The organism is Pseudomonas sp. PS01300 (assembly GCF_029960155.1).
GTDB lineage: Bacteria > Pseudomonadota > Gammaproteobacteria > Pseudomonadales > Pseudomonadaceae > Aquipseudomonas > Aquipseudomonas palmensis.
The window spans coordinates 1-15389 of the sequence record NZ_JASCPN010000092.1; the positions used below are offsets into that span (position 1 = coordinate 1).

At 65.8% G+C, this 15389-nt stretch carries 14 protein-coding genes; 5 read left to right on the plus strand and 9 right to left on the minus strand.

Going from position 1 to position 15389, the window contains the following annotated elements; genetic code table 11:
- Positions 1–82: 82 nt before the first annotated feature.
- Together QMX96_RS25270 and QMX96_RS25275 are read right to left on the minus strand one after the other, a co-directional pair.
- Positions 83–2275, minus strand: coding sequence for a TonB-dependent siderophore receptor (locus tag QMX96_RS25270; RefSeq protein ID WP_116054834.1), 2193 nt, complete (start codon positions 2273–2275; stop codon positions 83–85).
- Between the two features lie 124 nt (positions 2276–2399).
- Entirely contained in the window at positions 2400–3338 is a 939-nt protein-coding gene (locus tag QMX96_RS25275; protein ID WP_278929278.1) for an AraC family transcriptional regulator, read from the minus strand.
- Between the two features lie 79 nt (positions 3339–3417).
- Here QMX96_RS25275 and QMX96_RS25280 point away from each other — a divergent pair, with 79 nt between their 5' ends.
- A complete protein-coding gene (locus tag QMX96_RS25280) occupies positions 3418–3879 on the plus strand; it encodes a GNAT family N-acetyltransferase (protein ID WP_123752700.1) in 462 nt (153 codons plus the stop codon).
- A gap of 79 nt (positions 3880–3958) precedes the next feature.
- On the opposite strand, the gene QMX96_RS25285 is transcribed toward QMX96_RS25280, so the two are convergent.
- The 6 genes from QMX96_RS25285 to QMX96_RS25310 form a co-directional block, all read right to left on the minus strand.
- A complete protein-coding gene (locus QMX96_RS25285) occupies positions 3959–6382 on the minus strand; it encodes a TonB-dependent siderophore receptor (protein ID WP_282362648.1) in 2424 nt (807 codons plus the stop codon).
- A gap of 108 nt (positions 6383–6490) precedes the next feature.
- Entirely contained in the window at positions 6491–7462 is a 972-nt protein-coding gene (locus QMX96_RS25290; RefSeq protein WP_054915125.1) for a FecR family protein, read from the minus strand.
- Positions 7459–7962, minus strand: coding sequence for a sigma-70 family RNA polymerase sigma factor (locus QMX96_RS25295; RefSeq protein WP_043860903.1), 504 nt, complete (start codon positions 7960–7962; stop codon positions 7459–7461). Before QMX96_RS25295 ends, QMX96_RS25290 begins: the two co-directional genes overlap by 4 nt.
- A gap of 148 nt (positions 7963–8110) precedes the next feature.
- Positions 8111–8542 carry a hypothetical protein gene (locus QMX96_RS25300; RefSeq protein WP_185061871.1) on the minus strand — a complete coding sequence of 144 codons (432 nt, stop codon included), beginning with the start codon at positions 8540–8542 and terminating at the stop codon, positions 8111–8113.
- A 97-nt stretch (positions 8543–8639) separates the two neighbouring features.
- The gene (locus tag QMX96_RS25305; RefSeq protein ID WP_043860901.1) at positions 8640–8849 is read right to left on the minus strand and encodes a DUF6434 domain-containing protein; all 210 of its coding nucleotides are present in this window, start codon (positions 8847–8849) and stop codon (positions 8640–8642) included.
- On the minus strand, positions 8839–9753 hold the full coding sequence (locus QMX96_RS25310; RefSeq protein WP_282362649.1) for a helix-turn-helix domain-containing protein: 915 nt from the start codon (positions 9751–9753) through the stop codon (positions 8839–8841). Before QMX96_RS25310 ends, QMX96_RS25305 begins: the two co-directional genes overlap by 11 nt.
- Before the next feature lie 173 nt (positions 9754–9926).
- Here QMX96_RS25310 and QMX96_RS25315 point away from each other — a divergent pair, with 173 nt between their 5' ends.
- The 4 genes from QMX96_RS25315 (at position 9927) to QMX96_RS25330 (ending at position 14408) form a co-directional block, all read left to right on the plus strand.
- Positions 9927–11285 (plus strand): glutamine synthetase family protein, encoded by a 1359-nt coding sequence (locus tag QMX96_RS25315; protein WP_043860899.1) that lies wholly within the window; start codon positions 9927–9929, stop codon positions 11283–11285.
- A 48-nt stretch (positions 11286–11333) separates the two neighbouring features.
- Positions 11334–12422: a polyamine ABC transporter substrate-binding protein gene (locus QMX96_RS25320; protein ID WP_043860898.1), complete on the plus strand. Its 1089-nt coding sequence runs from the start codon at positions 11334–11336 to the stop codon at positions 12420–12422.
- Positions 12419–13723 (plus strand): FAD-binding oxidoreductase, encoded by a 1305-nt coding sequence (locus QMX96_RS25325; protein ID WP_058541233.1) that lies wholly within the window; start codon positions 12419–12421, stop codon positions 13721–13723. The genes QMX96_RS25320 and QMX96_RS25325 overlap by 4 nt, the downstream gene beginning before the upstream one ends.
- Before the next feature lie 64 nt (positions 13724–13787).
- Positions 13788–14408, plus strand: coding sequence for a cell wall hydrolase (locus QMX96_RS25330; protein ID WP_058541232.1), 621 nt, complete (start codon positions 13788–13790; stop codon positions 14406–14408).
- Between the two features lie 13 nt (positions 14409–14421).
- Here QMX96_RS25330 and QMX96_RS25335 read toward each other — a convergent pair whose 3' ends face one another.
- The gene (locus QMX96_RS25335) at positions 14422–15252 is read right to left on the minus strand and encodes a hypothetical protein (RefSeq protein WP_100633379.1); all 831 of its coding nucleotides are present in this window, start codon (positions 15250–15252) and stop codon (positions 14422–14424) included.
- Between the last annotated feature and the right edge of the window lie 137 nt (positions 15253–15389).

Here is a 15389-nt window from a genome sequence, read left to right on the forward strand (position 1 = left end):
GGTCAAGCCCGCTCCCACAGGTATTGCGATGTTCCTGGGGCCGGCGCAGTACTTGTGGGAGCGGGCTTGACCCGCGATGCGGTCAGAAGGTGGCGCGCACGCTCAGGCGCAGGTTGCGCGGCTCGCCGTACCAGCCCTGGCTGTAGAAGCCGATCTGCTCGTAGTAACGCTTGTCGAACAGGTTGTCGACATGCGCACTCACACTCAGGTGGTCGTTGAGGGCGTAACGGCTCATCAGGCTGACCAGCGTGTAGCCGCCTTGCTCCAGGTCGGTGAAACCGCCCGGCATCGCCACGTCGCTGCGTGACACGCCACTGCGCCACGTCGCGCCACCGCCCACGGTCAGCTTGTCCAGCACACCGCCCAGGCGGTAGGTGGTGAACAGCTTGGCCTGGGTGCGCGGGTGGTTGGTGTTGATCGCCTTGTCGTCGGCATTGCGGGCAATGAAGTGGGTGTAGCTGGCCGACAGGTTCCACTGCTCGGTGAGCTGCCCGGCCAGCTCCAGGTCGAAGCCGTCGACCCGCGCCCCGGTGCCGGCCTTGTACGCCTGCTCATTGGGGCGCCCCTCCACGTTCACCCCCGGGATCGCTTCGGCCAAACCCTCCTGCTGGGTGCGGTACACCGCCAGCGCTGCGTTCAGGCGACCGTCCAGGTAGCCGGCCTTGATGCCGGCCTCGTAGCTGTCACCGGTCACCGGGTCGAGGATGCTGCCGTCCGGCCCGCGCGCGTTCTGCTGGTTGAAGATGCTGGTGTAGCTGGTGTACAGGCTGTAGGTCGAGTTCAGGTCATACACCAACCCCGCGTAGGGCGTCACTTCGTTGCGGTAGCGGTACTGGCGCAGGCTGCCGTAGTAGTCCTGGTCGATTTCCCAGTTGCTGACCCGTGCGCCGAGTATCAGGTGCAGCGGGTCGGCCAGCGACAGGCGCGTTACCGCGTAGCCGCCGTTCTGCCGGGTGTGGGTGGCATCGCCCGAGGCACGCACGTTGGACCAGGCGGGCTCGGCAATGTGGTTGCTGTTCCAGTCCATGAAGTTGCCGGTATCCGGTACCGTGCCCAGCGGCCTGAACTGGTCGATGGTCAGGTCGTCGTCGATGCTCATCGCACCGAACGCCAGCTCGTGGCTGCGGCCCAGCAGCTGGAACGGCCCGCTGGCGGTCAGGTGCCAGTCGTCACGGGTGCGTTCGCCCTCGTACTTGAGGAAGCTGGCCGACATGCCGCGCCCGGTTTCGCGGTCCGGGTAGCCGCCGCGGTACAGGTAGCGCATGCGGTAGTTGCCTTCGAAGCGGCTGTAGGCGGCGCGCAGCTTCCAGTCGTTTTCCAGCTGGTGCTCGAGGTCGACGAAGGCGGTGGTGGACTCGGTGCCGAAGTAGCCCCACTTGGTGTTGTTGGCCGCCGAGCGGCCGAAGTCGGTACGCCCGCCGTCCTTGTAGAACAGCGGAAAGCCGCTGCCCATGCCGTCGGTTTCGTTCTTCTGGTACTCCAGGCTGGTGGTCAGCCGGGTGCGCGGGCCCAGTTCGCTGCTGACCACGCCGTACAAGGTGCGCGAGCCGTAGTCCAGGTAGCTGACGTGGCTGTCCTTCTGCGAATAGGCGGCCACCACCCGCGCGGCGATGCGCCCGTCCTCGGTCAGCGGGGCCGACACGTCCACATCACCACGTCGCTCGTCCCAGCGCCCGATGCCTGCCGAGCCGCTGGCGGCGAACTCGGGCAGCGGGCGCTTGCGCACGAAGTTGACCGCCGCCGACGGGCTGCCGGCGCCGGTCAGCAGGCCGGTGGAGCCGCGCACGATCTCGACGCGATCATAGATGGCCGAGTCCATCTCGGTGGCGCCGAAGTTCCAGAAGCCGTTGATCGGCGAGGCCAGGCCGTCGAACTGGAAGTTGTCGATGGTGAAACCACGCGCCGAGAACGACAGGCGATTGCTGTCGTTGCGCACATGGGAAATGCCCGGCGCGCTGTCGAGAATCTGCGCGGTGTTGCTCAGGCCCTCGTCCTCGATCTGCTGGCGGGTCACCACGCTGACCGACTGCGGGGTTTCGCGGATCGACATCGGCAAGCCGATGGCGGTGGACATCGCGCCGGTGGTGTAGCTGGCGCTGCCTTCGGTGGTCTGCGGCCGGTACGCCTCGCCCTGTACGTCGGTGGCCTGCAGTGTCAGCACCGGCTTTTCGGCGGACTCCTCGGCACTGGCCATCAGGGAGACAAAGGCCCCGCCCAGCAGGGCGATACGCACACTGCTGATCGGTCGGGTAGAGGGGGCAAGGCGGCGCTGCATGGGAATCGTTCTCCGCAGAGTATCGTTATCGTCTGCGTATTATTCACAGTTGCTTGCGGGGGCACGTTTGGCAGATGCCAGACTGCTTATGGGCGCTGCCAAAGCGTGCGTCGGGTGGGGAACTTCAGGCGGTTTCGCGGGGGGCGTGGCCAAAGCGCTGGCGAAACGCGGTGGCGAAATTGCTGGCGTGGCGGTAGCCGACATGGTGGGCGGCCTGCTGGATCTGCCAGCCCTGTTCGAGCAACTGGCGGGCCTGGTCGAGGCGCCGGTTGCGCAGGTAGCCGAACACCGTTTCGCCGTACAGCGCGCGGAACTTGCTGCGCAGTGAGCTGCTGCTCATGCAGGCCAGGCGCGCCAGTTCGGTGAGGTCGTGCTCGTCGCCGGGCTGTTGGTGCAGGTGCTCGCGCACCCGTTCGAGCATCAGCCGGTCGCGTGGGCACAGGCCCGGCGAAGGGGCCGGCAGGCTGTCGAAACTGGCCAGGCCGTGGCTGAGCAGTTGCAGGCTCAGGCCCTGGCACAACAGGTGCTGCAGGGTGCCTTGCCAGCGACCGGACAACATGTCTTCGATGGCCGCCAGCAAGTGCGCGGGCAGGGCCCAGCAACTCAGGGCCGAGCCGTGGCCGCGCAGGCGAGCCTCGATCAGCTCGGCCAAGGCCTCTTCGCCCACATCCTGCGGGCGGCGCAGCGACAGGTTGAGCCCGCGCAGGTGCGCGCCACCGCGGTGCAGTGCCGACATCGGCCGGCCATCGCCGCACAGCGCGGTGATGCAGGCGCCTGGTTGCAGGGGCTGGGTGCGGGTGTAGGTGATCGAGGCCTGACCCTGGAGTACCAGCGCGAGGGTCAGGTCAGGCATGTCCAGCGAATCGGCGCGGTAGGTGTGGAAGGCCTGCACGTCGGAGTTCACCAGGCTGAAGCCGGGGGCCAGGCGATGTTCGCTGATATGGCCCTGCATCAGGCACGGATCGTCCTCGCCGCCGTCGCCTTCGGGCAGGCTATAGTGCACGTCGTAGCGCTGGCCCAGGGCATGGAAGTCGCTCAGCAGGTAGCGGGTGGGCGCGGACAAGACAGGGCTCGGGTGTCGAAAAAAGGAAGGCGATAATAGCATTCATTCTCAAATGCAGGGTGGCTGGAGTGGGGCGGTGATGAGCGAAACATGTCAGGTGCGCCAAGCACTGGAAACGGATGCGCCGGCGATCAGCCGGGTGATTGTCGAGGCCTTGCGCACGAGCAACAGCCAGGATTATTCGCCGGCGGTGATTGCGCGGGTGGAGCAGAGTTTTTCCCCCGAGGCGCTGCTGGGGTTGATGGCGCGTCGGCAGGTGGTGGTGGCGCAGTTGGGCGGGCAGGTGGTGGGTACCGCGAGCCTGGAGGGGGACGTGGTGCGCACGGTGTTCGTGGCGCCGGACCGGCAGGGGCTGGGCATCGGTCGGGCCTTGATGCTGCATGTTGAAGAGCTGGCCGGTGCGGCGGGGGTGCAGGCGCTGCGGGTACCGTCCTCGCTGACGGCGCAGGCGTTCTATGCGCGGTTGGGGTATGCGGTGGTACGCGAGGTGGTGGAGGGGGAAGAACGCACCATCGTGATGGCCAGGGCGCTGGGCAGGTGACACCGCGTCGGGGCATTCGCCGGCAAGGCAGGCTCCTACAGGCTGTGCAGGAGCCGGCCTTGCCGGCGAAGCAGGCGCCTCAGAACTGCGGCGTGTACTTGACGCTGAACATCATGTTGCGCGGCTCGCCGTAGTTGTTGTTGCCGCCGAGCTGGTTGTAGCCCGAGGCAATGTAGTGTTTGTCGAACAGGTTGTTGGCGTTGACTGCCACACTCACCTCAGGCGTCAGCTGATAGGCCAGGCGTGCATTCCACACCGTGTAACCGGGCACATCAAACGTACTCTCGTAACCCAGTGTGTGGCTCTGGCTGCTGAAGCCCAGGCCCGCGCTTACGCGGCTCCAGTCGCCCGGCAAACGGTAGTCGCTCCATACCCGCAGCATGTGCTTGGGGGTCCACTGGTTGAAGACCTTGCCTTCGTTCTCCGGGTCCTTGATGTACGTGGTGGTGGTGTAGGTGTACCCGGCGAACAGCTGCAGGTCGGGCATCACTTCGCCACTGATTTCGGCTTCGAAACCCTGGCTGCGCACCTTGCCGGACGCTTTCGAGCAATCGCCGGAGCCACATTGCGCAGAAGCGTCGGTGATCGCTCGGTTGTTCTGGTCGTAGCGGAACACGGCGAACGAGGTGTTGACCCGGCCATCCATCAGTTCGCCCTTGAGGCCCACTTCGTAGTTGCTGCCGACAATCGGCTTCAGTACCGATTGTGCGGCATCGAGTTCGCTCTGCGGCTGGAACACGTCGGTGTAGCTGGCGTAGGCCGCCCATTCCTGGGTCAGGTCATAGATGATGCCGGCATAGGGGGTAACCACACCAGTTTCGGTCATGACGCTTGGGTCAGCGACCGTCACCGTGTTGCCCTGTGTGATGACTGAGGAGTAGCGGAAGTCGTACCAGCTCACGCGTGAGCCAAGCACTACGGTCAACGGCTCGGCCAGCTTGACCCGCCAACTGCCGTACAGGCCTTTCTGGCGCACGTCATATTCGCTTGCGGTGGCTCGGCCGCCGTCACGCATCAGGCTGTCGTAGCTGGGTTTGGGTCGGTCGTGGTCGATATCGAAGATATTGCCGCCGTTGATGAAGGTGCGGGCGAACACATCGTCGGTCTTGAGCTGGGAATAGTTGCCACCCAGGATGAGTTCCTGTTGCAGCCCCAGCGTCTCGAAATGGCCGTTGACGTAGGCGTCCAGACCCACCTTGGTCGAGTCGAAGTCGGTGTACCAGTTGGCATACTGGACACCGCTGCCGTCAGGATTCAGCCCTTGGCCGGTGGTTTGCACCCGCTGGTGCAGCGAGTCGTTGCTCTCGCTCATGTACACGGCGGCGGCATGCACCTTCCAGTCGTCGTTGAAGCGGTGGTCGAGGTCGGCAAACACCGTGGTCACGTCGATGTCGGAGTGGTTCCAGCGCGCGCCGGTATAGGTCGAGCGCGGCACGTCGACAGGGCGTCCGTCGGCATAGCGCGGCAGGCCACGCAGCATGGGCCGTGAGGTGTTGTCCGAGTAGCTCACGCCCACACCCACGGTGGTGTCCGGGCTCAGGTCGAAATCCAGCGCGCCGTACAGCGAGTGGGTCTTGCTCCACTCGTAGTCGATGAACGACTGGCTCTGGTCTTCGTCGGCGACGAAGCGCCCGCGGATCGTGCCCTGCGGGTTCAGCGGGCCGCCAGCGTCCAGTTGCAGGCCGTAGTGGTCCCAGGAGCCGGCCTTGCCGGTGACGGTCACGGTGGGTTTGTCCTGCCCGCGCTTGCGCACCAGGTTGATCGCGCCGCCCGGGCTGCCGGTGCCCTGCAGCAGGCCCGAGGCACCGCGCAGGAACTCGATGCGGTCGAAGAAGATCAGGTCCTGGGTCGCCCAGTTGCCCAGCGAGTAGGTGTTGCGCGGAATCGGCACGCCGTCGTACTGCCAGTCGTCGATCTGAAAACCGCGCGACATCAGGATCATGCCCTTGCCCACGCCTTGCTGGCCGACCAGGCCGGTGGTCTGGTTGGCGGCGTCCTTGAGGTTGGTCAGGCCCTGGTCGTCCATCTGCTTGCGGGTCATGACGCTGACCGACTGGGGGATTTCCTTGAGCGTGTGTTCGCCCTTGCCGATGGTGGTGACCCGCGCTGCGTAGGAGTTCGAGCCTTCGGTGGTGGCCAGGTTGCGCACCTCGGTGATGCTGGTGGCGCCCAGCTCCAGTGCGCCGTCGGCACTCACACCTTGCACCACGCTGAAGTGGCCGCTGCCGGTCACCAGCAGTTGCAGCCCGCTGCCGGCCAGTGCGGCCTGCAGGGCCTGCTCGGCGCTCATCTGCCCACGGACGACCGGGGCCTGTTTGCCCTGCACCAGGGCCGGGTCGAGGGAGATGATCTGGCCGCTCTGGCTGGCGATGGCATTGAGCGTGGCGGCGAGCGGGCCGGCCGGCAGGTTGAACGCAAGTGCCTGCTGCTGGGCAGACACGGCGCAGCTCAGGGTGGCCAGGGCAACGGCGACGGGGAGGGCGCGGGACCAAGGGTTGAGCACGGAATTCTCCTGATTGTGTGTGCAGTCAGGAGATAGGTGGGATGAGAAATGAAAACCGGACACAAATGCGATTGTTTTTCATAAAAACTTATCAGAGGGTTCTCGGGCTCAGCTTTTCGGGCCGATCAGGGTCAACCACGGGCCGTAGTGTCGTACCTCGATCGGCAGTGTTTCGGCCAGCGCACCGAAGCTGCGCTGCGGATCGTTGAGCGGGAACACCCCTTGCACGCGCAGGTTGCGCACCTGCGGCGCGACCCGCACGAAGCCGCGGGTGTAGGGGCGCAGCGCGTCGACCACTGCATCCAGCGGGTCATCCAGTACATTCAGGTGCCCGTTCAGCCAGTCGGCGCGGTGACGCTCGTCACGGCCCAGGCGCTCGATGCGCTGGGCGTGCAGCAGGGCGGCCTGGCCTTCCTGCAGGTCCAGTTCGCTGCCATCGTGCAGGCGTGCGCGCACCGCATGCTGCAGCACCACCACGCGGGTGGCGTCGGGCTGCTGGCTGACCAGAAAGCGCGTGCCCAGCGCGCGGATTTCGCCCTGGGCGGTGCGCACGCGCAGGGGGCGCTGCGGGTCGGGTGCCACTTCAATCACCAGTTCGCCCTGGCGCAGCAGCACCAGGCGCTGGTGGGCATCGAATTGAAGGTCGACGGCAGTGCTAGCGTTCAGGCTCAGCTGGCTGCCGTCTTCCAGTTCCAGGGTGCGCCGCTCGCCGGTACCGGTGTGCAGGTCGGCCATCAGCGTGGTGCCGACCTCGCTGCGCGCCGCCAGCCACAACCCGCCGCCCAGCAGGCCCAGCCCGCCGATGGCGCGCAGCACATCGCGCCGGGAGGTGCCGGGCTGCATCAGCACGCGCCGGGCTTCGCCGGCCTGGCCGGGCAGGCGCTGGTCCAGCGCCCGCACGGTGCCGAACGCGCCACCCAGGCGCTCCTGCAGCCGGCCCCAGGCCTGGGCATGGGCCGGGTCGCTGTTGAGCCAGGTATCGAAACGGGCGTGCAGGCGGGTGTCGTTGCGGTCGGCGCTCAGGCGCACCATCCAGTCGATGGCCTGCTCCGCGGCCGGGTCGAGGCGGGCCTTGCTCATGGTGCCATCTCGGCCAGGTAGCACTGGCGCAGGGCCTGTTTCATGTAGCGGCTGACGGTGCGTTCCGACAGCGCGAGCTTGCGCCCGATCTCCACATAGCTCAGGCCATCGAGCTGGCTGTAGAGGAAGGCTGCCTTGACCACCGCGGGCAGGCCGGTGAGCGCTCGGTCGATGGCCACCAGCGCTTCGACCAGCAGCAGTTGTTCCTCCGGGGAGGGCGCTACCTGCTCGGGCAGGCTCGACAGGCGTTCCAGGTAGGCATTTTCGAGTTGGCGGCGGCGGTGGCGGTCGAAGATCAGCCGGCGCGCGATGGTCGACAGAAAGGCCCGCGGTTGCTGGATGCTGTCCGGATCAACCCGCGCCACCAGCAATTGGCAGAACGCCTCGGCAGCCGTGTCTTCGGCGTCGGCGCGGTTGCGCAGGCGCTTCTGGATGTGTTGCAGCAGCCAGCGGTGGTGGTCGCTGAAGAAGAAGCCGAGCTTGGAGGAAGGCGTGTGCACCGGGAACGACTCGACAGTGAATGTGAATAGTTCTCAATACTACAGTGTCGCAATGCCTGTGTGTAGCCTGGGCGGGGGTGCAATCGCGCGCGGGTTGCGCCTGGGGCGCGTTGGCGGCTCTGCCGGCAACGCGCCCCAGGCATGGCCGTCAGGCGGCGGCCTGGGCTTGCAGCACCAGTTGCCCGTCGACCTCGACAACCAGCCCGCTGGCGACGAACAGTGGCACCAGGCGTTTGTGCAGCTGTGGCTCGACGAAGGCCTTGATGGCGTCCAGGTCCAGGTTGCCGCTGACATCCAGTTCGGCCTTGGTGTAGGACAGCCAGGCTTTTTTCAGGACCATCAGCACATCGCTGGCGGTGGTGGTGGCGAAGCGGCGATGGGTGACCTGGCCCTGGAAGTCGAAGGTATGGGCGAAGGCGTAGCCGCTCTCGTCGCTCTTGTTTTCCAGGCAGCGGCTGCATGCGCAGGCGCCGTCGGCGAATGCGGCGCGCAGGTAGGTGTTGAAGTCCACCACGGGTTTGAGGCCCAGGCGCTTGTCGACTTCGAACAGGTCCCCGGTCATGTTCGCATCAGCGTTCAACGTCATTTCCTCACAGTCATCCAGTTGGGTTTGCAGGGCGGCACAATACCAGCCTGGGCTGCCAGTGGGTACTTGCGCGGGGATGTCGCGGGTTCAGCTAAGCACTACGACGCCTGGCCCACTCATCCACCACATCCCCCATCGTCCGCGCCGTACCATCGACTATCCACGCCATCAACGGCCGGTCGAACCTGAAATCCTCGCCACACTGCTCACGCATGAACCGCCGCACGTTCTGCGTGTTGCGGTAATCCTCGCCCACCGGTGTATCCCGGGTAATCACCCCGCCATGCCAGTCAAAAGCCATACCGTGTCTCCTTGCGTCGTTTGAGGGTTTCACTGGGCAGCTCCTTGAACAGCGCCTGATAACTGCTGGAAAACCGCCCCAGGTGCCAGAACGACCAGCGCATCGCCACTTCCGCCACGGTGTGGCCGCGCGCGGTCAGCAGCTCGCGGTGCGCGCCATTGAGGCGGCGCAGGCGCAGCCAGTGGCTGGGCGTGATGCCGGTGTACGCCTTGAACGCATGCTGCAACTGACGCACCGAACTGCCGGCCACCTGCGCCAGTTGCAGCAGGTTCAATGACTCCTCCGGCGAATCCGCCGCCCATTCGCTGACCTTGCGCATGATGGTGCGCTCCTCGGTGCGCCGCCACAGCTCGCCTCGGTCCAGGCACACCGAGGCGGTGTCGAGAATGTACAGACAATCGTCCAGCAACTGCCTGGCCAGCACCTGCTGGCACGGCGCGTCCTCGCTCTGCGAGAGGCGCGTCAGGGTACTGCTCAGCCAGCCGCTGAACAAGGCATTGCGCTGGGAATTGAGCGGTGCCATGAACAGACCTTCGAGCGCCGCAACGTCCACGCCGTGCTCACGCACGAACGCAGGGCCGAACACGACGGCCACTTCCTGGTAGTTCTCGGGGGTGATCCAGATGTTGCGGCTTTCGCCATTGAGCACGTACAGGCTGTTGTCACTGCGGTCGAAGCAGAACGACAGCGAACCGCCGGGGGCGCTGAAGCTCTGCTCCACCCGGGTGTTCATGCACTCTTCGTACACCTCCACGCCGTGCAGGTCGAGGCAGCGCACCATCCCGGCAAAGTGCCCGGGTGACATCTGCTGGTAGTGCTGTGCCCAGCCTGGCGTGGCGCGTACCTGTTCGGCCACATCGGCACTGGTGAAGGCCTGTACCCGCAAGGGCGACGGGGTTGTCATGAGAACCTCTGAATGCACTGCTTTGGTGCATTTTCTTCTGCTCAAAGTGGATAGATGCAGCCGCAGCTGCGGCACCAAGATAGACCTCAACGCGGCGCAGGGGAAGCCAGGCCTTGCCCGCCCGCGCCACACACACCCTTGCGCATGCCCTGCATCACGACAACGAGGTTCTCATGAATACCCCCTTCGATCAGCTGTCCACCTGGCTGAAAGAACACAAGATCACTGAAGTGGAATGCGTGGTCACCGACCTGACCGGTATCGCCCGCGGCAAGATCGCCCCCACCAACAAGTTCCTGCATGAGCGAGGCATGCGCCTGCCGGAAAGTGTGCTGCTGCAGACCGTGACCGGCGACTTCGTCGAGGACGAGATCTACTACGACCTGCTCGACCCGGCCGACATCGACATGCTCTGCCGCCCCGACTCGACGGCCATCTACCCGGTACCCTGGGCGCTGGAGCCCACCGCGATCGTGATCCACGACACCTTCGACAAGCAGGGCAACCCCATCGAGCTGTCGCCGCGCAACGTGCTCAAGAAAGTCCTCAAGCTGTACGCCGACAAGGGCTGGCAACCGATCGTGGCACCGGAGATGGAGTTCTACCTGACCCAGCGCTGCGAAGACCCGGACCTGCCGTTGCAGGCGCCACTGGGCCGTTCGGGCCGCGCCGAAAGTGGCCGCCAGTCGTTCTCCATCGATGCCGCCAACGAGTTCGACCCGCTGTTCGAGGACGTCTACGACTGGTGCGAGGCCCAGGGCCTGGACCTGGACACGCTGATTCACGAAGACGGCCCGGCGCAGATGGAAATCAACTTCCGCCACGGCGACGCCCTGGACCTGGCCGACCAGATCACCGTGTTCAAACGCACCATGCGCGAGGCGGCACTCAAGCACAACGTCACCGCCACCTTCATGGCCAAGCCGGTGGGCGACGAGCCGGGCAGCGCCATGCACCTGCACCAGAGCGTGGTCGACAGCGCCACCGGCAAGCCGATCTTCGTCAATGACGACGGCAGCATGAGCGAGCTGTTCCTGCAGCACATCGGCGGCCTGCAGAAGTACATCCCCAAGGTGTTGCCGATGTTCGCGCCCAACGTCAACTCGTTCCGCCGCTTTCTGCCCGACACCTCGGCACCGGTGAACGTGGAGTGGGGCGAAGAGAACCGCACCGTGGGCTTGCGCGTGCCCACCTCCAGCCCCGAGTCGATGCGCGTTGAGAACCGCCTGCCCGGCGCCGATGCCAACCCGTACCTGGCGATTGCCGCCAGCCTGCTGTGCGGCTACCTGGGCATGGTCGAGGGCATCGCGCCCAGCGCCCCGGTGCAGGGGCGTGCGTATGAGCGGCGCAACCTGCGCCTGCCGATCACCATCGAGGACGCGCTGGCGCACATGGAAGACTGCCCGACCATCGAACGCTACCTGGGCAGCAAGTTCGTGCGTGGCTACGTGGCGGTCAAGCGCGCCGAGCACGAGAACTTCAAGCGCGTGATCAGTTCGTGGGAGCGCGAGTTCCTGCTGCTGAGCGTGTGATGCGCTGACCTGCCGATCATCGATAAAACAATCAGAAGAGGTGTCGATATGCGTCTGTTGAAATCCGTGTTGCCGGTGGCCCTGGGGTTGCTGTGGGGGGCCGCCGCACAGGCCCAGCCGAGCGTCAGCGTGTACAACTGGACCGATTACATCGGCCCCACCACCCTGGCCGACTTTCAGGGGGCGACCGGGATCAAGGTGATCTACGACGTGTTCGACTCCAACGAAACCCTGGAGGGCAAGCTGCTGGCGGGGCGCACCGGCTACGACGTGGTGGTGCCGTCCAACCACTTCCTGGCGCGCCAGATCAAGGCCGGGGCGTTTCTGGAGCTGGACCGCTCGCAACTGCCCAACTGGAAGAACCTCGACCCGGTGCTGCTCAGGAAACTAGAGGACAACGACCCCGGCAACCGCCACTCGGTGCCCTACCTGTGGGGCACCAATGGCATCGGCTACAACGTCGACAAGGTCAAGCAGGTGCTGGGCATCGACCATATCGATTCGTGGGCGGTGCTGTTCGAGCCCGAGAACCTGAAAAAACTCAGCCAGTGCGGCGTGTCGTTCATGGATTCGGCCGACGAGCTGTTCCCGGCAGTGCTCAACTACATGGGCCTGGACCCGCGCAGCGAAAACCCGCAGGACTACAAGAAGGCCGAGGCCAAGCTGCTGGCGCTGCGCCCGTACATCACCTACTTCCATTCCTCCAAGTACGTCACGGACCTGGCCAACGGCGACATCTGCATCGCCTTCGGTTACTCCGGCGACGTGTTCCAGGCGGCCAACCGCGCCAGGGAAGCCCACAACGGCGTGAACATCGCCTATTCGATTCCCAAGGAGGGCAGCAACCTGTGGTTCGACCTGCTGGCGATCCCGGCCGACGCCACCAACCCCAAGGAGGCGCACGCCTTCATCAACTACCTGATGGACCCGCAGGTGATCGCCAAGGTCAGCACCCTGGTGGGCTACGCCAACCCGACGCCGGCTTCGCGCCAGTACATGGCCGCCGACCTGGTCGACAACCCCGAGGTGTATCCGCCCCAGGCGGTGCTCGACAAACTGTATATCTCCAGCACCCCCACGCCGGCCATCATGCGTTTGATGACCCGCTCGTGGAGCAAAGTGAAATCGAACAAATGAACAACGTGAATGGCAATGCGCAACACGCCCGTTCGTACTACGCAGCGACGGCCAGACGCCAGGCCGACTACCCCACGCTGGAGCAGGACCTGATCGCCGATGTGTGCGTGATCGGCGGTGGCTTCACGGGGGTCAACACCGCCATCGAACTGGCTCGCCGCGGGCTTTCGGTGGTGTTGCTGGAGGGGCGGCGCATCGGCTGGGGCGCCAGCGGGCGCAACGGCGGGCAACTGATTCGCGGCATCGGCCACGAGGTGTCGGGGTTTGCCCGCTACGTGGGGCAGGAAGGGGTGGCCTACCTGCAACGCGCCGGCATCGAGTCGGTGGAGGTGGTGGGCCGCCGGGTGCAGGAGGACGGCATCGACTGCGACCTGCGCTGGGGCTTCTGCGAGCTGGCCAATACCCCGGCGCAGTACGCAGCGTTCCAGGCTGAACAGCAGAGCCTGGAGGCGCTGGGCTATCGGCACCAGACCCGACTCTACGGGCCGCAGCAGATGCACGAGGTGGTGGCCTCGAAGGTGTATGCCGGCGGGCTGCTGGACATGGGCTCCGGCCACCTGCACCCGCTCGACCTGGTGCAGGGCGAGGCGCGCCTGGCGGCGTCGCTGGGGGTGCAGGTGTTCGAGCACAGCACGGTGCTCGAACTGGTGCATGGCCCCACCGTGCAGGTGCGCTGCGCGCGCGGCAGCGTGCGGGCCGGCAGCCTGGTGCTGGCGTGCAATGCGCACCTGGACGACCTGGAGCCACGCCTGAGCGGCAAGGTGCTGCCGGCCGGCAGCTACATCATCACCACCGAGCCGCTGTCGGCACCGCGCGCCACCGGGCTGATCCCACAGAACCTGGCGCTGTGCGACCAGAAGGTCGGCCTGGACTACTACCGCCTTACCGCCGACCGGCGCCTGCTGTTCGGCGGGGCCTGCCATTATTCCGGGCGCGACCCGGCGGATATCGCCGGCTACATGCTGCCCAAGCTGCTCAAGGTGTTCCCGCAGCTGGCGGATGTGCGCATCGACTTTCAGTGGGGCGGCAAGATCGGCATTACCGCCAATCGCTTTCCGCAGGTGGGACGCCTGCAGCAGCATCCCAACGTGTTCTACGCCCAGGGCTATTCGGGGCACGGGGTGAACGTCACCCACTGGACGGCGAAGTTGCTGGCCGAGGCGATCCACGCCGGGCATAGCCAGGGCCTGGATATCTTCAGCAAGGTGCCGCACATGACCTTCCCCGGCGGCCCGGCCCTGCGCTCGCCACTGCTGGCGCTGGGCATGTTGTGGTACCGCCTGCGCGAGCTGCTGGGGTAGGGCGGCGCAAATCGCCGGTTGCAGCTACTGTGCATCTATCAGAGGCTCACAAGAAGGCTCGGTCATGCGCTCATTCGCTGCAGTTTGCTGTCTTGCCGTGTGGTTGATCGCTGTTCTGCCGGGCTCTGCCGCCGCGGCGCCGCCTGCGGCGGTAGCCGAAGACAAGGCCCAGGTGCTGGAGCAGAAGGCTGCCGAACAGGGGCGCGAGGCCAGCGTACCCAGCGACCAGGCCATCACCCGCAGCGAAGTGCAGGCGGTCGACCCCAAGGGCGAGGCCGCGCTGGATGACGCGATCACCTGCCTGGCGCGCACCCTCTACTGGGAGGCCAAGGGCGGTGAGGCGGCGGACATGCAGGGTGTGGCCAGCGTGGTGATGAACCGGCTGGGGCACGAAGGGTTTCCGGGCACCGTGTGCGAGGTGGTCAAGCAGGGCATCAAGGAGCGTACATGCCAGTTCTCGTGGTGGTGCGACGGGCGCTCGGACGACGTGGAAGAGCCGGTGCAGTACACCGTGGCCAAGGAAATCGCGCGCAAGGCGCTGAATCAGCAACTGACCGACAGCACCGATGGCGCGATGTACTTTCATGACCGCCATGTGCATCCCGCGTGGGCCAGGACGTACTTGAAGACCGCCGAAACTCCCAGGTTCCTGTTCTACAAGCCGCGTGCGGGGGAGGCCCGTTGAAGGGGCGACGCGGTTACGAGCAGCCCGGGTAGGTGGTGCATTGGCGCCCGTCCATCTCGAAGGTGCTGAAGGTCTGCTGGCGGTAGCTGCAGGAGGCTTCACCAACCCACTTCCATTGTGAAGCGCAGGGCTTCATGCCATTGCCGACCGGTGACCAGTTCTCGGGGTAAAGCGGCCACTCCTTGTCGATGAGGCGGTACACGAAGCGCAGGTCGGTCTTGTTCAGCTGGGTGTAGGCGACGTTGGCGACCGGGCCGGGGTGCCTGGAGGTCCGCTCCAGGGGTTGCCACTGGCTGTCGGCGGCGAGGCAGTCGATGTCCCTGGCCAGCACGTGGCGCTCATGCCCGGGCACGATGTGGTAGGCCGTGCCGCACAGGCGGCGCACAACCAGCTCGGGGTCTGCGTCGCGCACCGGCCCAGTGCCGTCGGGCAGTGCCGGCAATACCTTGACCCCCGCCAGGCTGTACCGCCCGCTGGGGGACTTGATGCTCACGGTGATGTTGTCCAGTTGCTGGGTGCAACTGCCGATGGTGTAGGTCAGCGGGATCCTGAACGTGACGGTGCGCGCGTCGGGGTGCGCATCGGCCTGGTCGGTGCGGTACTGGTTGGGGCGCGAGCGCATGCCGCCGGTGGCGGGGGAGGCCACGGTGCAGCGGTACGGGTCGAGCGGGGCGTAGCTGGCGTTGTAGGTGACGCCGTGGTTGGGCGGGAGTTCGGCGATCAGCGTGGTGCTGCTCAAGCCGTAGTGGCTGGTGGCGCCCACGACGCTTTCCTTGGCGACGAAACCGATCAGGCTGCAGGCGGGCAGCAGGGGTAGGGCCAGTAGCAGGTACAGCGGTTTCATCCGGGGCCATCCGTGGGCAAGTGCGGGAGGGGATGGTGCGCGATTGTGCGGGTGTGGGCAAGGGGCTGCACCGACCCAATCGCGGGTCAAGCCCGCTCCCACAGGATCACCGCAGTCATGTGGGAGCGGGCTTGACC